The sequence below is a fragment of the Rhodococcus koreensis genome, from assembly GCF_017068375.1.
Classification (GTDB): Bacteria; Actinomycetota; Actinomycetes; order Mycobacteriales; family Mycobacteriaceae; genus Rhodococcus_F; species Rhodococcus_F koreensis.
The window spans coordinates 372,235-392,608 of the sequence record NZ_CP070611.1 but is presented as its reverse complement, the minus strand read 5'-3'; the positions used below and the strand labels follow the sequence as shown (position 1 = coordinate 392,608).

Below are 20,374 nucleotides of genomic sequence, written 5' to 3'. Positions count from 1 at the left end.
GTCGCAGGAGCTCAGGGAACAGCGTGGTTTGAAGAGACACCCATCCGCCGTACGGCTGCACCAGCTGTTGGATGTGAACTGGTGCAGCCTCGACGGCTCTGATGCTCCGGAACACCGAAGTTGTCTGAGACCGACCGTACCCGCCACCCGGGCCAGCCGCGCACTGGGCGGCGTTTCGGTGACGACACCATCCGGTGCGCCTTCGGTCTCGTAGGGTGAGAACCGGGAGCGTGGTTCAGGTAGAGGATGTGATTCGTGGAGGATCGGCGGTCGTTGTGGCATGCCGTCGCGGACGCTGCGGGCGTTCCGGGACAGCATGTTTGGGCGCTGTCGGTGTGCCGCAACTGCGTGACGGCAGTGCCGGGAGTCGATGCCGCGGCGGTGACGCTGCGCGCGACCGAGACCGCCCAGGACCTGCTCGGTGCCAGCGACGACTGGGCGGCAGCGCTCGAGGACCAGCAGTACACCCTCGGCGAGGGACCGGGAATGCAGGCTTTCCGCACCCGGGAGCCGGTGCTGGTGGACAGCCTGGACATCGCCGATCAGCACTGGCCGGGATTCACCGATGCCGCCCAGACACTGGGGATGGGTGCGGCGTTCGCGTTCCCGTTGCAGTTCGGTGCCATCATCTTGGGCACCCTGGATCTGTATCGGCGCACCCCCGGGACGCTCGCGGGGCGGGCGCGGGCGGACGCCGCCGCGCTGGCGGACCTGATCACCCTGGCACTGCTCCGGCGCAACGAGCAGACCCACGTTTCGGGTGAGAACTGGCTGCCCGGGATGGGCTCGTACCACGACGTGAACATCGCCACCGGGATGCTGGCCGCACGCCTGGGGATCAGCCTGGGCGACGCCTTCACCCGGCTCCGCGGGCACGCCTTCCTGCTCGACCGCACCGTGCTGGAGCTCGCCCGGGACGTGATCGCCCACCGTATCGACGTCGACGACCTCGGCGAGTGAGACCATGAAAGCCAGGAGGCGAACCCCCATGCCGCAGAACAGCCCGGACCCGGGCGCCCGGGTGATCGACGCACTCTCGGAGGTCGCCGGAGCGCTCATCGATGATCGGCACGACGTGGGGGCGGCGCTGTTCCGGATCAGCACGCTCGGGGTGGAGCTGTTGTCGGCGGCCGCGGTCGGGATCATGGTCGTCGACCCCCGGGGTGGTGTCGGGGTGGTCGCCGCCTCCGACGAGCGGGCCCGGCTGGTGGAGTTGCTGCAGACCCAGTACGGCAGCGGGCCGTGCCCGCAGTGCATCCGCACCGGCGAAATGCTCGCGGTCCCGGACCTGACGGTCGACCCCGACCGGTGGCCCGAGTTCGCCGCTGTCGCCCGCGACCTCGGATACCGGGCGATCCTCGCGGTCCCGATGGTCCTCGACGGCCGCACCATCGGCGGCCTCAACGTCCTCTACACGCGGCCCACCGACTTCGACCGAGACGACCACCGACTCGCATCTCTGCTCGCCGCCCTGATCGTGCTCGAGCTCACCCAGGAAACCGGCGACCAACGCGCCGACCGGCTGGCGGAGCGGACGCTGGGACTGCTCAACGACCGCGTGCATGCCGGCCACGCCACCGGCTTCGTCGCCGGCACCCTCGACGTCTCCCCCGCCCGAGCCCGCGGACTGCTCGACGACTACAGCCGTCGCCACGCGATACCGCTGCGAGAACTCGCACGGCGGATCACCGACGGCACCCTGCACCCCATCGAACTCACCGAGACAGACGCAATCGAGACTGAGTAGCTTCCCGCCGCCGCCGCCGATCGGTGTCCGGACAAGGAACGGGACAACGCACACCCTGCGGCCGGGTTTGCGGCCGAACGGAGCGAGATCGAAAGGCCTAGGGCCAGTCCGGGTCCGACCGACCGTGGGCGGCGGCGTCGACCTGACCGCGCAACCTGTCGGCTTCGGCGGTGCTGGTCGACCCGACGCAGTCGGCGTCGAACTCACCGGTCGCCTGCTCGGTGGACAATCCACCCCACTGCCGCAGGATCCCGATGCTCTCCCCGCGGGCGGCGCGCAATGTCAGCAATCGGCGCAGCCGCAGCGCGGCCTCGCGCAACGTGGTCTCCGGGCCGGGCACGACGGTCACCGTCCTCTTGGCATCAGCCGAGGGACGTGCCCGGGACCTGGACGTGGACCGAGACCTGGACGTGGACCTGGACCTGGACCTGGACCTGGACCGGAGCCGAGGTGGACGAGTCGTTCCGCGACCGTGGCGACCGGGGTGTTCGAGTCCTGGGACAGGGTCACGAGGATCTGGAATGCCTGGTCCGCGCAGACCGAGAACCGTTCCATCAGCATGCCCTTGGCCTGCCCGATCAGATCACGACTGACCAGCGCGGACCGGAACTGCGACTCCCGCCGGCCGGCGGTGATCGCGATCGCGGCGTGCGCGGCCAACACTTCCCCGATGACGATCGATTCGTCGTCGAACGCGTGCGCGGTCGTGGCCAGCACATTCAGCGCGCCGGTGGTTGCGGTATGGGTGTAGAGCCGGAACGAGACGATGCTGTACACCCCCGACCGCAGCGCCTGCGGGGTGAACCGCGGCCACCGCACCTCGACGGTGAGGTCGTCGCTGCGGGTGACGAACCCGTCCACCGCGGCGTCGACGCACGGCCCCTCCCCGAAACGGGCCTGAACTCGGTCGAGATCGGCCGGCACGGCCGACGTCGGGGCGTGGGACTCGTAGTGGTGCCGTCCGGCGATAGTCAAAATGTCGGCGCTGTCCGCACCCGGGATCAGGTCCACGGCGGCCTGCGTCACCGCACACAGGGTGCTGTTCAGGTCCGTCGGCGCGGTCCAGGACCGGACCAGATCGGACATCAACACCCCGAGACGGTCGTGATCGAAATCGTTCACCGCTGCACCGCCCTTTCGCGTTGCCGGCAGCGTCCTCACTGGACATGGCGGCATTTTTTCGTCGCACTCGGGCCACGCGGAAGCTAGCGGAGGCGTCTTCATCGCCTCACCTCGAACACTACGCCCCCGACATCCGCCGGAAACCGACTCGGACCAGCGCAGGGAGGAGACGGCCCCGATCCCGGACCTCGTAGAATTGGTTCGTTTACCGCGGTAGAGAAGCCTGCCCACCCCCCCAGCGGCAGGTGAGGTGTGCCTGACGCGTGTTTGCCGGAGGAGATCACCGATGTCTCAGAACCTCTCGCCCGACCACGAGCTCGACCTCGACGTCATCGCCCGGGTCGACGCCGTCGCCTCCGCCCTGGATCAGCTGCGCGTCCGCTTCAGCGTCGCCCGCCAGCCCACCACCGCCACCACCCCGTTCCTCGAGCAGCTGTGCCGATGGGCCGTCGACACCATCCCCGGCGCCCACATGGCCGGCATCACCCTCGTCCACCCGGACGGGCTCGCGACCACCCCCGCGTGCACCGACCCCCGGGTGGTCGACATCGACGCCGACCAGTACCGGACCGGTCAGGGCCCCTGCCTCGAAGCCGCCGCCACCCGCACCGTCGTCAGGGTCAAACTCGACGAGTTGCCGGAACGCTGGCCCGATTTCGCCGCCGCGGTTCGTAGTCTGGGGGTGCGCAGTTACCTGTCCGCGCCGCTGCGCCTGGCCGAGGATCATATCGGGGCCCTCAACCTCTACAGCGTCGACGGCCACGGCTTCAGCGACCTCGACGCCGCCCTGCTGACGATCTACACCACCGTCGGGGAAACCATCATCAGCCTCTCCCGCGACCTCGACCGCGCCCACCACGACCTGTCCGGCCTGAAAACCGCCATGGAGAACCGGGGCGTCATCGAACAGGCCAAAGGTGCCCTCATGGCCTCCCGCGGGATCGACGAAGACACCGCCTTCGCGTCCCTCGTCGACGCCTCCCAACGCGAAAACGTCAAACTCGCCGCCATCGCCCACCGGATCGTCACCTCACTCGACCAGCATCGCTGAATCAGCCACCGGCACCACGAACCCCGGTGGATGGGGATGCGTAGCGCGGTGTGAGCGGGGTACTCGCGAACTACGCCGCAAGTCCCGGATCCCCGCAATCCGCAGCCGCGGCCAGACCCCTCCCGGGACCACACCGGAACCCCTTCGGCCCCTCGAAGGGGCCGCCGCCGCGCGCGGGCACCTGTCGAAATCACCGGCCCGCGCGAGGCCCGGCGACACACCTCCGGTGTATGAGAATTGCGCCCCCACAAGTTCGTTCGGGACGTACTAGTTCGTTCGGGACGTACTAGTTCGTTCGGGACGTACCAGGAGTCCTCGGCCGATCGCGCGCGTTTTTTACCGCGGTACAACCGAGGCACCACCCCGCTCAGGGAGTCGAGGGGGACTCGCCGAGTACCTGTTCCCACCACGCGGTGAGCGGGCTGGGGTCGGGCCAGACGATCGGCCCATCCGGGAACCACGAACACTCCCTCGGATCCTCGACATCAGGGTCCTGCTCACCTTCGGCAGGAACCGATGACCGACGTGTGACGCACCACCCGGCGGACGCAGACGGCGCCGCACCCGCCCGCGGTCGTGGCACTGGGTCAGGGGCCGGGCGTGCGGGCCGAAGAGTCTTTTCGGGCACTGCGTGCTCCTTCGCTACGAGCCTCAGCCGGCAGTTGCTGATGCCGCTGGTCACCACCGCCACGCAGGTGCTCCGCGTCACTGTCGATGCCCGCTCACAGTCTCTCCCGCAACGCGCCTGCTGTCAGCCAGTCTCCCTAACCCCCTCTACTCGCCGCACCGACGTTGCCCATTCCCCGCGGCGAAGTGATCGCGGGTCCGTAGACCTGTTCAATGAACGCTGGAGCAGTGTGTCAACGTGGGCCGTCTACCCCACGCCGCCTCGCATCCGCTGTTCGGCGGTACACACCCGGGCCTGCCGTGTCGGCGCATTCAGGCGACGAGGTCCGGTGGATCGGGAGCGGCCACATCGAGGAGGAAGTCGAGCCAAATCAACGAGTCCGCGAGCAAGGTCGCCCGCTGCACCGGATCCGGTTCCCGCCCGGCAACCGCGAGCCGCTCCCGACCGGCGTCGACGTTCTCGGACAGCAATGCTCCTACCGTCCCCAGCACCCAGTCTCGGGATTTGGGGATCGTGGCGGGGTCGACCTCCCCGCCGTTCTTGCGGTGCACATCCAACCCGAAATCCTGTCCCGGTGGTACCGGTCCGAGCCGGGCCACGATCACCTCGGCGATCGACTCGATTACCCAGGTCAGCACTTGCTCGTAGTCCGGATGCCCGCGGCCGGGACGAGGATTGAACGCCATCGCCGACAGCGCGTGCGTGAGCGTGGCACTGTCGCGGTCCGCGACCAGCGCCACCAACCGTCCACCGATGACCGCCGCATCGACCGGCCGCTCCGTCTCTGATCCCATGACCACCGAGTGCCCCGCCGCACCGGGGTGCACACCGCACCGGTGCGGCGCCCGGGGCGGCTCTCCCGACGTGTGGGTCTCGCGCACCCGGGGGTATCACGGAGAGTGCCGTCTCGAACGACGAATTTCCGCCATCGACGTCACTTCGCGGGGTCGGGGCCGTGTTCGACGATGTGCTGGGCGACCTCGTGGACCGGAATGTTGGTGTGCTGGGACCGTGTGACCAGGAGTGCGAAGGCCTGCGCGGCGTCGATCGAGTACCGCTGCATCAGCATCCCCTTGGCCTGACCGATGGTCTCCCGAGAGACCAGGGCATCCCGGAACTGTTCCTCCCGCTGGCAGGCGATCAACGCGATCGCCGCATGCGTGGCCAGCGTTGACCCGACGCTGACCGCGGTCTCGTCGAACGCGTCCGCCCCGCTCGAATGCAGACTCAACGCACCCAGAGCCTTCTCGGTGGTGTAGAGCGGGAACACCAACATCGACCGCGCCCCGATCCCCGCCGCCTCCGGCGCGAACCTCGGCCAGCGCCGCTCGGTGGCCATGTCCGTGACCAGGACCGTGTCGTGGTGCCAGATCACCTGCACACACGGCCCCTCATCGAGCCGGTACTGAAGATCGTCGATCAGCGTCGGCAACTTTGACGTCGCCGCCCGCGACTGAAACCCACCCCGCCGGGTGACCAGGGTGATGCCGGCCTCCTCGGTCCCGGGCACCACGACCCGCGCAGACCGGGTGATCACCTCCAAGGTGGCCCCGATGCTGGCGTGCTCGGCCCGCAGATCCCGCGCGATCTGCTCGAGTTCGCTCCGCACTCGGCGCTCGAAACCACCCCGTCCGAGGGCGTGGTCCCCGTCTGAGCTCATACCTCATCGTCGCATTCGCGCTGCACGTCAGAGCGAAATATCACGATTTCAGTGCGGTCGATAGATCGCATGGATGGAACTATTATCTCGCGCTCATCGAGCGGGCCGGGTTGGGCAGCTTTCCGGTGGATGCTGACAGCGCTGATGTCGTCTCCGGGGGCGGCCGCACCGAGGATCTCCTCACCCGAGCGGTGATCGAGGCGCTCAGGGCGGGCACGCCGTGGGCACAGATCGCTATGCAGCTCGGGGTGCCGCCCCCGGCCGCCCGCGACCACGCCGAGCCGACCGAGCATGACTGGCAGGAAGCAATCATCGCCCACGAGAACACCCGAGCAGCGCGGCTCGACGACCAGGCCTCGCCCCGGCGACCCGATACACCTCGAGATCGACCAGCCGACACCTTCTGTAGCGCTCGCGCGTGTGATGGGGCCTTCAGAGAAGCAGGCGTCAGAGCTCGGAGAGGGACACCAACCCGTCCTGCAGCGCCCGGATCAGCAGGCCAGTCTTGTCGGTCACGGGGCGGCCCACGGCCGCGTACTTCGCCCGGATCCGGATCAGATGGGTGTTGATCGTGCCCAGGCTGATTCCCAGGTCGGTTGCGGCCACGACCTTCGTTTCGCTTCGTAGCCACAGCCGCAGGATCTCGAGTTCGCGCGGGGTGAGCGCGGGCCGCCGTGGCGATTCCCCGAGGGAGTCCGGCGGGGAGTCGGGAACCGACATGTAGTGATCTCACCTTCTCGAGTCGCCGCGACGCTTGCGGCAGCACACACACTGCGTGATTCGATGCGGCGCACCATCCGGATGGGTCACCACGCAGGCTCGTGACACCGACAGGTGTCCGTTTTGTCCGTTGTTCAAGCGGTGAACAAACCGTACCTGAGGCCGGTTTTTATGACGGGCAGGTGCTGCTCCGGCAGGCGCGTCACCACCGCGCCCAGGTGGAGATTGGTTATCGTCGGAGTCCTGTAGAACCAAGGGGGTACGGCGACCATGACATCTTCAACAGTCACCGACGTGTCGACGCTGCTGATGATCGACTCGGCATCTGCGCGGGACCGGGACGACGCCTTCTCCGTCACCCCCTTCCCGGACGGCCGCGGGTGGACGATCGAAGTTCATCTCGCCGGCGTCGCCGACGTCGTCGAACTGGGGTCGGTCGCCGACGAGCAGGCGTTCCTGCGGGCGGAGACCCGGTACCTGCGCAGCCGCACCATTCCGATGCTCGGCGACACGGCCGAGCAGGCGGCCACCCTGACCGCCGAAGCCGTGCGGACCAGTCTGCGGGTCACCGGCACCATCACCACCGATGGCCGGCTGGTCGACACCGCCGTCGACCGGGGGGAGATTCCGTCGGGCCGGTGCGTGGCCGTCGATCACACACAGGTGCCTGGCATTCTGACCGACCCGGCAGATCCGCTGCACCCTCAGTTGGCCGCGGCGGATGCGGCCGCGCAGGTCCTGCTGACCGCCCGCCGCGACGGCGGCGCGCTCGCGTTCTACGACCTCACCCAAGGTTGGGCGGCGAATGAGGACGGGGCCATCGTGGCGATCGCCGCCGAACTGCGGACCGTCGCCTACGTCATCGTGCAGGAGCTGATGATCGCCACCAACGAAGCGGTGGCGTTGTGGTGTGTGGAGCAGGGATTGCCGATCCTATTCCGCAACCACCGCCCCAACCCGGTCGCCGGCAGCACCGACGAGCTGATGACCGAGATCGCCGCCGCGGCCGGGGACCCGGACCTGTTCGCGAAACTCCGTGGGCGCCTGCTGTCGACGCTGCGGGCCGCGACCTACGATCCGACGGTCCACGGCCACTACGGTCTCCGGTTGAGCGGCTATAGCCACGTCACCTCCCCGCTGCGCCGGGTGGCCGACCTGATCAACCAGCGGATCATCTTCGCCCACCTCGACCACTCCCCCACCCCCTACACCCCGGATCAGTTGGCGGCCCTCGGCGCCGATTTGAACCGGCGCACCCGCGCCGCCCGGGAAGCGAAGAAGAATCACTTCAAACACGCCGACCAACGCATCGTCGCCGAACAGGCGGCCACCGCCGATCTCACCGCCCTCGACAGTCGACGATTCCACAAGGTCCTCAAAGCCGAAGCCGCCGGACCACTTCGGGCCGAACTCGCCGCCGAGGTCGTCCGCCGCGTCGACGCCGACCTGATGACCGCCCCGGACGTCGCGGTCCTGATCGACGCCGCCGACCCCACCTGGCTTCCCATCCAACTCCGCGTCCTGGACACTCTCGCCGCCACCCACCCGGAGATGGGACCCAGCGTGGTGTCGGTGTGGCGGCAAGCCCACGATCAACCGCCGACCGACGTGGAGATCCGGCGCAACGGCGCCGACCACAACCCACTGTTCGCCGCCCGCGCTACCCACCGCAGCATTCGCGGGCCGTGGGCCACGGCGGCCGCGAAGAAACCGGCCGAACAGGCCGCCCTCTGGGCGGCAGTGCGCGCGCAACTGATCGGCACCGACCACCCCGACACAGCACCGGACTGGCCTACCATCGAGCCATCCCCGCAGCCAACGACTCCCCCGCCGGCGCCGGAGGATTCCGGTCCCGCCAAATCCGCGGCACCACACCGTACGACCGCTCCGGCCGCCCTGAACCTGGACGGGGCGAAGAAATCCAAGGCACTGTCCAACCCCACCGCCTGGCTGATGAGCCTCGCCCAGAACAACAATCAGCCCCCGCCCGTGTGGGCGTTCCACACCGACGGGCCCCCGCACGCACCCCGGTTCACCGCCACCGTGCACCTCGCCGGCCACACCGCCACCGCCGACGCAACCACGAAAACCGTGGCGAAGACCGCATCGGCCACCGCGCTCATCCAGGCACTCTTCGCCCGGCAATGATGGCGCCGCGCGGTCTTGTGTTTACCGCGGCGACACCAGTCGGGCGCCGGGACAGCTGAACCGCTGCCCCCGGGTAGCCGCCTGAGGCCCGCCGATTAACGCGGCACTCTCGTGGCGGCCGGACAAGAGCGCCGTCGATCGATCGGAGCATCGACATCCCGACTCCCCTCGATCCGAAAACAGAATGACGCAGGGACACCACACCCCGGTTCGGGCGAGAGCAGGTCGTCGGGCAGCCGGTCGAGACCAGTGCTGATGCGAGATTTCCGACCGATGTGTCAGGGGAGTATCCGCACCGCGGCGTTGCGGCGCCGACGACAACTGACCGGCATCGCCGACATGGGCGCTACCGACCCGAGATCGAGTGTCTTTGAATCCGATTCAGTTCCGCTTATCATCCTCACTCCCCACCTCATCGACCACCTTTTTAGCCCACTTGAACTGCGATTATGCTGCGACTCCCCCCACTCCCCACTAGATAGTCGCCGGGCCACGAAAATGTGTGTCCCGGTTCGGCGACGGACAAGGACCACGGATTCGGGGCACCCGCAGCAGCGGAGATCGGACCGACCTAAAGGCAGCTATAGCTAGTTATAGGAACTTATGGACTCTTTTCCATAAACGTCTATAGTTGTCGATATGGATCCCGCGCTGAACCCGTTCAAACCCGGCTCAGGTTTGCGGCCCCCGGCCCTGGAGGGCCGGGACCGGGAGCGCGAGGAATTCGACCTCCTCGTCGACCGCAGCAAGCAACGCAACTACGACCGCGGCATGGTGCTCTCCGGGCTCCGCGGGGTCGGCAAGACCACCCTGCTCAACACCCTGGCCGAGCACGCCGAGCGGCAGGGATGGTTGGCGATCAGCATCGAGGCCCGACCGAACGAGGCCGGGATCGCCGCGGTCCGCGCCCGCCTCGGCTACGAACTCGCCGTCGGTCTGCGCCGCTTCAGCCGCAAACATCAACTGCACAAGGTCATCGACGACCTCGTCTCCCTCGCGCGGGGTTTCACCCTCGGAGTCGGGCTGGGCCCGGCCAAGATCGAACTCGCCCTCGGCGGGCGGGCCGCCAGCGGAGACATCGACCTCGACCTCGAGGAGTTGGTCGAAGCGATCAGCGACGTCATGGGCAAAAAGGGTGCCGCGTTCGGACTGTTCATCGACGAAATGCAGGACCTCGACCCCGACCTGCTCGGTGCCCTGCTCGCGGTGCAACACCGCGCCAGCCAACGGGAATGGCCGTTCTTCGTCATCGGCGCCGGCCTACCCAGCCTGCCGGCGGTGCTCGCCGACAGCCGCTCCTACGCCGAACGGCAATTCTCCTACCGGACCATCGGCCCGCTCACCCCGGCCGATGCCGCCGACGCGCTCCGGGTCCCGGTCGAGGCGCACGGGGGTGCGTTCACCCCGGACGCGCTCGAGATCGTCGTCGAAGCCAGCGGCGGCTACCCATATTTCCTGCAAGAGTTCGGCAAGGCGATCTGGCACACCGCCCCCGCCTCCCCCTTCAATACCGAGGACGCCCACCTCGCCGTCGAGGAAGGCCGTCGAGCCTTGGACGACGGGTTCTTCCCGTCCCGGTGGACCCGAGCCACCGACCGGGAGCGCCGATACCTGCGCGCCATCGCCGAAACCGGGGAACCCACTCCCCGGTCCGGGAAGGTCGCCGCAGCCATGGGAGTGGCGACGACCGCGGTCAGCGACGTCCGTGATTCCGCCATCAAAAAGGGCCTCATCTGGTCACCCGAACACGGTCGCATCGCGTTCACCGTCCCGGGAATGGCCGACTTCATTCGACGCCAGCCCACCGCCTGAAACTCCGGTCTCACGCGCCGACTCGGATAGCGCACTCGCTGCCGGCATTCGTGTAGCAGTCTCAGAGTCAGGTGTGTCCGAAAAATTATCCCTGAACAACGATGCGGAAACGTCCTCTTACAGAAGTCGCCCGCACCGATGAGTGAGATGGTGGCCTTCCCGGGAACCTGGATCGAAGAACTTCTGGTACACACGTCTCGGTGATCCGATGAAGTTCAGTGTGAGGTGAAGTCGTCGGTGCCGATGCGATGGATGTGGACGAGGTTGGTCGAGCCGATGGTGTTGGGTGGGAGCCCGGCGCATCCGTGCGCAGAAACGATCAATCGGAGACCGACCTCCGCGAAGGGCTTACCCCGACTGCGCCTCGCCCCCGCCCCCGCAACGATCACCTCAATCGAGTGGTGCGCCAAAATCGTTGGCAGGCAGTTATTTTCGATTGCCGGTGACAATTAATATGTAAACTAGACTGCTCCGTATTTCATCAGATGCATCATTTCCGGGCACTCAACGGCCATGCCTGGTAGCTGACCTCCGTGGGGGAATCGTGCATTTCGTTGTCGATGCGTGTTCGATCGGCTTACCGTGAGCATGGTCCGCGTCCGCCGGGGACTCATCCAGAGGAGGAGCGATGACTGCGAAGTTCGAGCTGTTCAAGGACACCGCCGGCCAGTTCCGGTTTCACCTGAAGGCGGCTAACGGCGAGATCATCGCGGCCAGCCAGGGCTACACCTCGAAGGCGGCGGCTCAAAACGGGATCGACTCAATCAAAGCCAATGCGGCAACGGCTCCAACCGCGGACCTAACCTGACCTGAACGGACGCATGCCTTGCGCTGACGGGAACGCTCCGGTGGCAGGCTATTCGGTTCGGGCGGCGCAGACCCAGCACCCCTCGGTCCGCCACAAAGGGAAATCGTCTCGCATACACCCGGATTATCGACTTACTCAAACCGGATACGAACATTCGCCGTGGAGGCTCCGCCGATGCCGTTTTCGCGAGCAGCGTTGTCAGGTGGTTCTCGTAAAAGTTGAGGTCCTGGCGCTGCGGTAGGACCTTGACGTCGTGCGCGATGCCTACCACGGTTCCATTGTCAGCAACGCCAATGAGAAGGACACCCCTGATCAGCACCCATACCCAACTGCTGACCCGACGACACACGAGGGGCCCTGCACCGGATCGGTGCAGGGCCCCTCTTCTGTGAGGCGCGGGGGATTACTGCGGGAGCAGTCCCTTGTTCGCGTCGATGAGCTGCAGGATCTGGGGATCGATCGCGATGCCCTGAGCCTTGACGGCCTCGATCGCGCTGTCGACGACACCGGCGTACTGCGCGGTGCCGCTGGTGCTGGGGACGCCGCCCGTGAGGTCGGGGAGTGCCGGCGCCGCGGGGGCCTCGGGCACGGTTGCGGGGGCGGTGCGCTGGGTGGGTGCGCTGCTCAGGCCGAGGCTCGAGGAGCAGGACGGCCATGCGCCCCAGCCCTGGGAGTCGAGGACCTTCTCGGCGACGACGATCTGCTCTTCACGCGAGGCCTGGTTGGCGCTGGCCGCGTACTGGGTGCCACCGTGCGCGTTCCAGGTGCTCGGGGAGAACTGGAGTCCACCCTGGAAGCCGTTTCCGGTGTTGATTCCCCAGTTTCCGCCGGACTCGCACTGCGCGAGGCGGTCCCAGTCGGAGTCGGGTGCCGCGTTCGCGGTGCCCGAGAAGGCTGCTCCGGCGACACCCATGATGGCGCCGGTGACGGCGACCTTGGCGACGGTGCGGCCGGTGGTGGTGGGCTTGCGATGGCGTCCGCTCATAGTGGTCGAGATCCTCTCCACACGCGCCTGCGAGGTCAGCTGTCGGGTTCGGGCTGAGAGGTCGCCCGGCCTCGCCTCTCCTGGCTGGAGAGGGTCTGGCTTCACCCCAAGATCCGAGTGTGCGAGGCACATTCGGACCGGTGTCCGTCTGAGAACTTGCGTTCCCTGGAGGACTTTGGGTCCCCCGTCCTCGTCCCTGGAATGCTTCGTCGGGACTCCGGTACCCGCGGGACGAGGCTTGGCGCGGCGGGCCGGATGTGGCCGATGTTTCCTCGGCCGGTGACGACGGTAACGGGCCGAGGCCGCAATGTCACCATTTGATAACGCGGAGTGTCTTCGCCTGTTGCGGGGCCCCATTGGACGCACAGAGACCCCTCCCAGCTAGTGGCAACGAGACACGGGTATCGCCGAGCCGTTGCCCTTCCGTTACCGGACCGCTATGTGAGGAAGCTCACGCCACCGCGGTGCGTCGACGATCTCCTTGGCCGGTGCCCTGAGCGGAGATGGAGATGGGTGGGATGAGTGGATCCGACACTCAGGGTCCGATCGGTGGGCGCTGTGCGTCTTCGGCGCGGCGATGGCCCGGTAGACCATGAAGCGGGCGACATTGAACAGCTGCTGGGGGAAAGGCTTTGCGATGGAGGGGATGGGGCGCAGGGCGTGCGAAACTCCCGGGCCGGCCATTGACCGGTCCTGGCTCTGCGGGCCACCTCAGGGCAGCCGCGCTCCCGCAGGAAACCCAGGACGAGAGCGCTGAATTCGTCGGTCCGCCGGTACACACTCCCACATCGGTCGTGCTGCACGCCCCGGAGAAGTGCTACTCGATGTGCCCGGACGAGCCGATCTCGGCGGATACCTCGTCGAGGCGGCGTTTGGCCCTCTCCAGCCGGCCCTCGAGTTCGAGGACTTCCACCACTAACTCGTCCCGCTCGGCCAGCCGGCGGGCAAGCTCGTCTCGAGGGGATTTGGTCTTCATCCATTCACGGTACGCCCAGGTCACCGACCGATGCCTGGCCCAGGATCGCCCGCGTTGCAGCCCTCCCACGGTGTTGTTGCGCGGCGCGACGCACCCGCCTGGGTCCCGTAGGGTGAACCGGCCAATGATGCCGAACCGTAATGGAGAGACAGATGAGGCAGATCGGTAGCGCCGGAGAACGAGACCTCCAGCATCGGTACGGCACCGTCGAGCGTGCCGCCCGGTTCTATGCCGAACAGGTGCTCGACCATCTCACTCCGGCCATGATCGATTTCGTCGGCCGCCAGGAGATCGCGTTCGTCGCCACCGCGGACGCGGCCGGCGAATGTGACAACAGCCTGCGCGCCGGCGCACCCGGATTCCTGCACGTGATCGACCCCAAAACCCTCGCCTACCCCGAGTACCGAGGCAACGGGGTGATGGCCAGTCTCGGCAACATCGCCGAGAACCCGCACGTCGGACTCGTGCTCGTCGATTTCGTCCACGATCTGATCGGGCTGCACATCAACGGCGCGGCGCGGATCGTCGAGGACGACGTGCTGCGCTCCGAACTCCCGGATCTACCGGGCGACTGCGCGCCGGGACGAATCCCGCAACGGTGGGTGATGGTGGAGGTCGAAGAGGCATACATTCACTGCCGCAAGCACATTCCCCGCATGGAGCCCGTTCCGCAGCACCGGGACTGGGGAACCGACGAAGCGAAACGCAAGGGCGGTGACTACTTCGACGCGAAAGACACCCAGCGATACGACAGAGCGGCGGCGACCGCACCGCCCGAATCGACTCCGGTCTTGCCGTCGAGGTGTTTGTGACGTGGCTGAGCGTCACGGTCGCCAGCCGCCCTTCACCTGCTGGAGGGGGCAGCGGGACGAGGACTGACAGCAGACCCCTCGGTCAGCCCTCCGGCTTCGGTGCCACCACGAAGTCGTAGGGTGCCATCGGGCCGACGAGGCGCATGGTGACCCGGTCGTCCCAGCGCGCGGCGAGGTCTCCGACCGTCTGCTCGAGTTCGCCTTGCCGGTCCACCTCGAGCAGGACCGCGATCTGGACGGCATCCTCGTCGTGGGTGGGTTCGCGGACGGTGACGGTGTCGGTCAGCGGTGACAGCGCGTCGAGAGTGGTGCCGGTGTCCGTCTCCCGCTTGGCCTCGAGGGCGTGGCCGATCATCTCCCCCAACGCCATCCGGTCATCCCGGGAAACCTCCTCGAGCTGGTCGCGGATCGCCTCGAGCAGGGAGGAAGCCTCCGGGCTCTCGTCGACGATCTCGCGGATGATGGCCTCCTCGACGTAGCGGCCCCTGACCAGGTACTGGGCGAAGCCCTCCAGTTCCTCGAGAGCGGCGGCGAACTCGTCCTCGTGTTCGGCAAGCAGTTCGTTGACCACCGCGTCGCGGTCGGACACGACGGCACCGAACCGCAGCGGCAGCACCGGTGCGACGTGCGAGGTGCCGTCGAGGATGCGGGCGTGAGCCTGCAGGTCCGCGGGGGTCCCCAGTCGTTGGTCCGGGTCGATCTCGCTGACCAAGGCCGCGATGTCGCCGTGGGTGACGATCTCGATCGGGGCCTCGTGGACACCGGTGGCGTCCTCTTCGGGTTGCACGTCGGCCGGCACGATCCCGTACACGTAGATCACGGCCATCCGAGCACCCTCGTTGTTGTCGTTGTTGTCGTCGGCGTCGGTGTCGGTGTCCTCTGGGGAGGTCATTTGTGCCTCCGTCGGGGTGCCGGTTCGCGTTCGCTTCCCGATCCGGCGAGCAGCTCACCAAGCGTCTCCCCCACGCCCTCGAGGACACCCTTGGTCTTGGACTTCGTGCTGCCGCTGCCCTTCACATCGGAAACGAGATCGGACAGACCCTTCGGTTCGCTGCCGATCGCGAGCCGGTTCGCCGCCTCCGCGAACCGCAGGTAGGTGTCGACGCTGGCAACGACGATGCGGGCGTCGATCGTCAGCAGTTCGATGCCGACCAGCGAGACCCGCACGTACGCGTCGATGACCAGGCCCTTGTCCAAGATGGTGTCGATGACATCGGCCAGGCTGCTCGAACTCGGACCACCCGCTGTGGTCATCGCTGTGCTCCTCACTTCCGGCTCCCAGGTGTTTTCGCCTGGGCGCGCCGATCCCGACCGACCGCGAGTACCCCACCAACCTTCCCCCTGAACAGGGCACCGGCGACCGCAAGCTTTTGCGGAGTCGGCGGCATCGCCGATGCCGCCAGCGCATCAGCCTCGGCCCACCTCCGGCGGCCGGACGCAGAGGCCCGGGGCGTGCCTCGGCCGCCGCTGCGGCGTTCGAACCGCACAAAGCCCTCGTCGATCACGCCGCCAGCAAGGTCCGCTTGCGAGGTGGTCGGCGCTCTCATCCGACAACGATGAGTACGCCGACCACCGCGACCGCGAGTGCCGAGGCGCCGACGCAGGTCATCCATGCCGGCACTGCAAGCCGGTGCCAATCGTGAACCCGGGACGCCGCGTCGACGGTGCGCATCGGTGACTCCGGATCCGCGGCGGCAGTGTCAGCTGATCGGTGCACTCGGCGGCGAGATACCGCGTCCGCGGTGACCGCGACGCCGACGGACGCGACGATCACCACCAGCGTGGCCACCAGGACCACGACCATCCAGGGCATGTTCATACCAAGCACTTCGGATCTCCTGTTTGTGTGTGGTGTCCGCCGCTCACCGCGATCGGTTCCGCCTACCGGTCCCGCCGTCTCGTGCATCGCCGAGACAACCTCCCGTGTTGCTCGGCGTCCACGCTCCATCCCACTCGTCGACGCCCGAGACCACCTTCGAGCAGGAAATTCGCCGGGGCGCGAGGAGATCAAACCTCAATGTGTGATTCAGATCACTGGCAGTCCCGGCCCGCACTTTCAACGTCGCCGCCGCGAACGCAAGTCCCCGGGCGCACCGCTGTGAACGGGCTGCGCTCATCGCGTCCTACCGCATACGCAAGCCGTGTCGAGGCCTTCTCGTCGAGCCGGGACAGCACGCCCCATTCCGCCAACTGCAACGGTATGCGGGCCAGGTGGTAATTGAACCGCAGAAGGGCCAGCGCCGAGCCGCGCAAGGTTGTCACGATCGGGCCGCTATCCGGCACTCGTGCACGTTGCGCAGCGCATCCCAGGGTGTGGTCGCGTCGCCGAGTGGCGGATCGGCCGCGGCGGCCGTTGCGGGGTCGAGTCCGATCAACATAGCGGTCCTCTCCGAAAAGGAAATACCGGCCACCTTTAGTGGCAGCGAAATGCCTGGCGACCGCATCCAAAGTCGCTTTCTTATAACCGCGACATTCGAATTGTCCGCCACATGCTGCAATCGTGTACTTCGGTTTTGGGTGCGCCCGAAATCCGGGTCACGGTGTCGACCTTTCCTGGCCCGTCGCCTGCGGGTACCCCCCGGCGAGGAGGTCATGGTGAGCTGCTGCGCCCGAGTCCCTGCCATGGTGTGGAGCAGGCGGTTACGTACATGTACGTGCTGATCAGGGCGGTGGCCCGGCTGCCCCCAGGCGAGTCGGGCCACCGCTGTCCCGGATTGCTCCGTCGGTCAGCTCAGCCCGATGCCGCCGCCGAAGGTGACGCTCAGCCACTTCAAAACGCCTCGAACGCGACGCTGAAGTCGATTCCTGCAGAACCCATCAGAATTCACTCCTTTCCTGGTGATGAAAATCCACGGGATCGTCGATCGCCGCTTACACCATTTATCGCGTTCGCAATCTCGGGACGTTTCACCAAACCCCAGATATTCTCACATATTGAAATTTAACAACCGTCCACATTGCTGGACAATTGATCAAAATCGCCTTTCCAGTGAGGGTTCGTGTGTTTCTCGTGTTTATTAGAGCGGATTGTGAGCAACCAGAGGCACCCCAGAGGCGGGTGAGCGGCGCACCGTCCCCGGGAGCGCCGGATGAGGTTTCGCCGACGGGCTTATGATCCGGGTCGTAGCGAGCGGAAGGTGCAGACCGATGCCCGAGAAAAAGCACAAACCGACACCCGAGCCCGGCCCACTCGGCGCGGGCGCACGAGTGCTGGTGCGGCGGCCGTCCGAAGCGGACCAGACCGGGCAGATCATCGAGGACTACGCCGAGCTGACCGACACCGACGAACACGGGCACGCCTGGGCGCCGGTGCACCGGTGGGCGGTCGCCCTCGACGACGGGCGGCTGGTCTTCGCCGACACCGACGACCTGACCGCGGACCCGAGCACGCAATGATGCACCGGTAGACCGCCCCTGGCCGGTGGAACAACCAGCCAGGGCCGTGCCCCCGGGACCGACCAACCGGGTTACCTCACCGCCACGCTGCCGGTGAAGAAGAACGGCGCCGTGCCGCCGAAGCAGAAGACGGTCGCGTTTCCTTTCACGAAACCGCTGAGCTTTCCCGCAGGCCCGGGTCCGAACGCACCGGTCTTGAAGTTGAAGCCCGAGTCGAAACCGAAGCAGGTCCAGTTCTCTCCGGCGGGGACCGTCACCACCACTTCCCCGGTCGCCCCGGCGCTGAGCGCCGGTACCGCGGCGGCGGTACCGCCCGCGAAAACCATCGCGGGCGCGAGGACCGCCGACGCGATGGCGGTGCGGACCGCGATCTTCTTCGTCATGATGCTCACCTCATTCTGAGAGTCCCCGACTCTTGCAGCGAACGGGTGGCGGAACAGCCCCACACAGCATCTCTGGGCGCCGATTCGGGCACCCGTTCGTGTGAACACGTCAGGATTGCCCCGAAAAACAGCAGGTGAAACGGTGGAACGGGGTCGAAGCTCGAGTACGTAGCACCCTCTCCGGCGACCGCTGACTGCGCCGGGTATCGACAAGGAGACCCGCGAGCGTCTCGTGCGATTCGTCTGCTGGTGGGAGGTGCGAGCGCATACGATCCGCTGATGCAGTGGCTTCCCGCGGATGTCCGCCGTGGACAGCTCATCGATGCTGCGCTCGTGCTCGCCGCGCAACAGGGTGTCGCCGCGTTGACCATCCGCCGCGTAGCCGAGGCCGCCGGGGTGTCGCTCGGAGTGGTGCACTACCACTTCGAGGACAAGGACGAACTTCTCACCGAGATGGCGGAAAGCCTGATCCTCGCCATCAGCGAGTCGATGCGCACGGCGTTCACCGACCTCATCGGAACCGCGCACCCGCGCGGCATCGAGGGCCTTCGTGAACTCCTGCGGGCCGGCATCGGGGGCCTGTGGCCGATCATCGAGGCCACCCCCGACCACCAGTTGCTCACCTACGAGATCACCGCGCTGGCCCTCCGGCAACGCGGGGCCGGCCACGCCGCGGCCGGGGCGATCGCCGCCCGGCAGTACCGCACCATGGACACCGAAGCGGTGGCATTCCTCGACCTGTGCGCACACCGGGCCGGCGTCACCTGGAGCACGCCCGTGGATCAGGTCGCCCACTTCGCCCTGGCTGCGCTCGACGGACTGGTGCTGCGCTGGCTCGTCGACCGGGACAGCGACGCCGCCCTCGCCGCACTCGACGACCTGGTACAGATCATCGCCACCAAGGCGGTTCCGGATCGGCCCGGATGACCTGTGAAACCTCGATCCCGATGTTCGAACACACGTCGGCAGCGTTCGATGGGTGGTAGGGAGTGATCATTTCCGATCACCTCCCGGGCGCCGAGGACGGTCCCGGCATGGTGGTGTGGATGCGTTGTGCTCGTGCGTTTTCGTGGTCGACGATCGCGTCCTGCCACTGACGGTCGGAGCATTCGCGGTCCGGTGCGCAGGGATGAGGAACCCCGAGCCGGGCGCAGATCTGCGCCCAGGACGCGCCCTGTGTCAGGGCGGCAGCCACCGCCCGGGCGAGGAGTTCCTCGCCCAGCTCCCCGGGCGGGGCGAGCTGAGTGCGATCGTCGTCTCGGTGCTGCCGCCGCCGATCCTGATGGTGGACTGGCGCCATCTCCGGGACTGTATCGGACCCCCAGCCGGTGACGAGGCGACGTTCGCCCGCGGCGAAGTCGGAGCGCCGGCCACTCCAAGTGAAGGACGTGTCGTTCGAGACCGGCGTGCCGCTCCCGCAGTGGTAGTCGACATCGAGCGGGAGATGCTCGCTCATCTCCGTGCGCGGCGGCGCCCCGTCGCACCGGGCACTGACCAATAACCGACGCGATCGCGGCCTTTACCCGAAGGTCGGTGCGTGTCCGCCGTCCCACAGTTGCTCGGTCACGTCGTGGAAGCAGACGAGCAGCACCGGGTCGTCCGCCCGTGTCAGCACGGACTTGCTGATCGCCACCCGCACGGCAGAACCGTCTCGGTGTGTGAGCGTCACGATCGTGCCCGCCGACTGTTTCAGATCCTCTGTGACCGGCCGCGGAGGGGACGCCGTCGGGAGCAGGTCGCGCATCAATCGCCCCGAGAGCGCATCGTGCGGATACCCCATCATCGCCTCGAACGCGCGATTGACGTGCACGACGTGACCGTCGCGGTCGAGGGCGAGCACCGGCACCGGGAGCCGTTCCAGCAGCACCAGCGCGGGAAGTCCTTCGAGGTAGCCCAGTGCGGTATCGGGATCCGCACGTCGTCTCTCCATAATGATGTATCGAGGGTGCGGCCTCGCCGTTCCCGACGCTGGAACACCGGCAGCGGCGGCGACCCCTCGATCGGGCCACGTCGACACCCTGACGCAGCCCGGCCCGTCCTCGCGGCCGAGGGTATGAGGACGGGCCGGGCCCGCCGGGACGTCATGCAGCGTCGCCCCGCCACGCGACGAAGCCCTTCAGCGGCCT

Annotated in this window: 23 protein-coding genes and 1 riboswitch; of the genes, 9 read left to right on the top strand and 14 right to left on the bottom strand. The window is 67.3% G+C overall.

From position 1 onward, the window contains the following. The first annotated feature begins 255 nt into the window (after positions 1-255). Positions 256-960, top strand: coding sequence for a GAF and ANTAR domain-containing protein (locus JWS14_RS48425; protein ID WP_241031928.1), 705 nt, complete (start codon positions 256-258; stop codon positions 958-960). A 28-nt stretch (positions 961-988) separates the two neighbouring features. Then, positions 989-1,747 (top strand): GAF domain-containing protein, encoded by a 759-nt coding sequence (locus JWS14_RS48420; RefSeq protein WP_206017238.1) that lies wholly within the window; start codon positions 989-991, stop codon positions 1,745-1,747. A 97-nt stretch (positions 1,748-1,844) separates the two neighbouring features. Here the strand turns inward: JWS14_RS48420 and JWS14_RS48415 are convergent, their stop codons facing one another. Both JWS14_RS48415 and JWS14_RS48410 read right to left on the bottom strand, forming a co-directional pair. After that, entirely contained in the window at positions 1,845-2,096 is a 252-nt protein-coding gene (locus JWS14_RS48415) for a hypothetical protein (protein ID WP_206017237.1), read from the bottom strand. Then, entirely contained in the window at positions 2,093-2,869 is a 777-nt protein-coding gene (locus tag JWS14_RS48410; RefSeq protein ID WP_241031927.1) for an ANTAR domain-containing protein, read from the bottom strand. The genes JWS14_RS48415 and JWS14_RS48410 overlap by 4 nt, the downstream gene beginning before the upstream one ends. 286 nt (positions 2,870-3,155) lie before the next feature. Here JWS14_RS48410 and JWS14_RS48405 point away from each other — a divergent pair, with 286 nt between their 5' ends. After that, a complete protein-coding gene (locus JWS14_RS48405) occupies positions 3,156-3,920 on the top strand; it encodes a GAF and ANTAR domain-containing protein (protein WP_206017235.1) in 765 nt (254 codons plus the stop codon). 939 nt (positions 3,921-4,859) lie between these two features. On the opposite strand, the gene JWS14_RS48400 is transcribed toward JWS14_RS48405, so the two are convergent. The 4 genes from JWS14_RS48400 to JWS14_RS48385 form a co-directional block, all read right to left on the bottom strand. Beyond that, the gene (locus JWS14_RS48400; RefSeq protein WP_241031926.1) at positions 4,860-5,342 is read right to left on the bottom strand and encodes a hypothetical protein; all 483 of its coding nucleotides are present in this window, start codon (positions 5,340-5,342) and stop codon (positions 4,860-4,862) included. A gap of 140 nt (positions 5,343-5,482) precedes the next feature. Next, entirely contained in the window at positions 5,483-6,208 is a 726-nt protein-coding gene (locus tag JWS14_RS48395; protein ID WP_206017234.1) for a GAF and ANTAR domain-containing protein, read from the bottom strand. After that, on the bottom strand, positions 6,205-6,528 hold the full coding sequence (locus tag JWS14_RS48390) for a hypothetical protein (protein ID WP_206017233.1): 324 nt from the start codon (positions 6,526-6,528) through the stop codon (positions 6,205-6,207). Before JWS14_RS48390 ends, JWS14_RS48395 begins: the two co-directional genes overlap by 4 nt. Before the next feature lie 127 nt (positions 6,529-6,655). Further along, positions 6,656-6,928, bottom strand: a complete 273-nt coding sequence (locus tag JWS14_RS48385) for a response regulator transcription factor (protein ID WP_206017232.1) — start codon at positions 6,926-6,928, stop codon at positions 6,656-6,658. Between the two features lie 270 nt (positions 6,929-7,198). Here JWS14_RS48385 and JWS14_RS48380 point away from each other — a divergent pair, with 270 nt between their 5' ends. The 3 genes from JWS14_RS48380 (at position 7,199) to JWS14_RS48370 (ending at position 11,696) form a co-directional block, all read left to right on the top strand. Then, positions 7,199-9,076 carry an RNB domain-containing ribonuclease gene (locus JWS14_RS48380; protein WP_206017231.1) on the top strand — a complete coding sequence of 626 codons (1,878 nt, stop codon included), beginning with the start codon at positions 7,199-7,201 and terminating at the stop codon, positions 9,074-9,076. Positions 9,077-9,715: 639 nt separating this feature from the next. After that, positions 9,716-10,888, top strand: coding sequence for an ATP-binding protein (locus tag JWS14_RS48375; protein WP_206017230.1), 1,173 nt, complete (start codon positions 9,716-9,718; stop codon positions 10,886-10,888). 628 nt (positions 10,889-11,516) lie between these two features. Beyond that, positions 11,517-11,696 (top strand): YegP family protein, encoded by a 180-nt coding sequence (locus JWS14_RS48370; RefSeq protein WP_005572760.1) that lies wholly within the window; start codon positions 11,517-11,519, stop codon positions 11,694-11,696. Positions 11,697-12,099: 403 nt separating this feature from the next. Here JWS14_RS48370 and JWS14_RS48365 read toward each other — a convergent pair whose 3' ends face one another. Both JWS14_RS48365 and JWS14_RS48360 read right to left on the bottom strand, forming a co-directional pair. Then, positions 12,100-12,681: a transglycosylase family protein gene (locus JWS14_RS48365; RefSeq protein WP_206017229.1), complete on the bottom strand. Its 582-nt coding sequence runs from the start codon at positions 12,679-12,681 to the stop codon at positions 12,100-12,102. Positions 12,682-12,689: 8 nt separating this feature from the next. Beyond that, a riboswitch (cyclic di-AMP (ydaO/yuaA leader) is annotated at positions 12,690-12,903 on the bottom strand. Between the two features lie 595 nt (positions 12,904-13,498). Continuing rightward, entirely contained in the window at positions 13,499-13,657 is a 159-nt protein-coding gene (locus tag JWS14_RS48360) for a hypothetical protein (protein ID WP_206017228.1), read from the bottom strand. A gap of 152 nt (positions 13,658-13,809) precedes the next feature. On the opposite strand from JWS14_RS48360, the gene JWS14_RS48355 reads away from it, so the two are divergent. Next, positions 13,810-14,469 (top strand): pyridoxamine 5'-phosphate oxidase family protein, encoded by a 660-nt coding sequence (locus JWS14_RS48355; RefSeq protein WP_206017227.1) that lies wholly within the window; start codon positions 13,810-13,812, stop codon positions 14,467-14,469. A gap of 82 nt (positions 14,470-14,551) precedes the next feature. Here JWS14_RS48355 and JWS14_RS48350 read toward each other — a convergent pair whose 3' ends face one another. The 3 genes from JWS14_RS48350 to JWS14_RS48340 form a co-directional block, all read right to left on the bottom strand. Continuing rightward, positions 14,552-15,361, bottom strand: a complete 810-nt coding sequence (locus JWS14_RS48350) for a GvpL/GvpF family gas vesicle protein (RefSeq protein WP_206017226.1) — start codon at positions 15,359-15,361, stop codon at positions 14,552-14,554. Beyond that, complete coding sequence (gene gvpJ / locus JWS14_RS48345) at positions 15,358-15,723, bottom strand: gas vesicle protein GvpJ (RefSeq protein WP_206017225.1); 366 nt, start codon at positions 15,721-15,723, stop codon at positions 15,358-15,360. Before gvpJ ends, JWS14_RS48350 begins: the two co-directional genes overlap by 4 nt. Before the next feature lie 289 nt (positions 15,724-16,012). Continuing rightward, entirely contained in the window at positions 16,013-16,288 is a 276-nt protein-coding gene (locus tag JWS14_RS48340) for a hypothetical protein (RefSeq protein ID WP_206017224.1), read from the bottom strand. 1,328 nt (positions 16,289-17,616) lie between these two features. On the opposite strand from JWS14_RS48340, the gene JWS14_RS48335 reads away from it, so the two are divergent. Further along, positions 17,617-17,865, top strand: a complete 249-nt coding sequence (locus tag JWS14_RS48335) for a hypothetical protein (protein WP_206017223.1) — start codon at positions 17,617-17,619, stop codon at positions 17,863-17,865. A gap of 71 nt (positions 17,866-17,936) precedes the next feature. On the opposite strand, the gene JWS14_RS48330 is transcribed toward JWS14_RS48335, so the two are convergent. Beyond that, positions 17,937-18,248: a hypothetical protein gene (locus JWS14_RS48330; protein ID WP_206017222.1), complete on the bottom strand. Its 312-nt coding sequence runs from the start codon at positions 18,246-18,248 to the stop codon at positions 17,937-17,939. A gap of 279 nt (positions 18,249-18,527) precedes the next feature. Here JWS14_RS48330 and JWS14_RS48325 point away from each other — a divergent pair, with 279 nt between their 5' ends. Next, entirely contained in the window at positions 18,528-19,175 is a 648-nt protein-coding gene (locus tag JWS14_RS48325; RefSeq protein ID WP_420855186.1) for a TetR/AcrR family transcriptional regulator, read from the top strand. A 76-nt stretch (positions 19,176-19,251) separates the two neighbouring features. Here the strand turns inward: JWS14_RS48325 and JWS14_RS51060 are convergent, their stop codons facing one another. Together JWS14_RS51060 and JWS14_RS48315 are read right to left on the bottom strand one after the other, a co-directional pair. Then, positions 19,252-19,704: a hypothetical protein gene (locus JWS14_RS51060; protein WP_241031925.1), complete on the bottom strand. Its 453-nt coding sequence runs from the start codon at positions 19,702-19,704 to the stop codon at positions 19,252-19,254. A 63-nt stretch (positions 19,705-19,767) separates the two neighbouring features. Next, positions 19,768-20,178 carry a PAS domain-containing protein gene (locus JWS14_RS48315; RefSeq protein ID WP_206017221.1) on the bottom strand — a complete coding sequence of 137 codons (411 nt, stop codon included), beginning with the start codon at positions 20,176-20,178 and terminating at the stop codon, positions 19,768-19,770. Between the last annotated feature and the right edge of the window lie 196 nt (positions 20,179-20,374).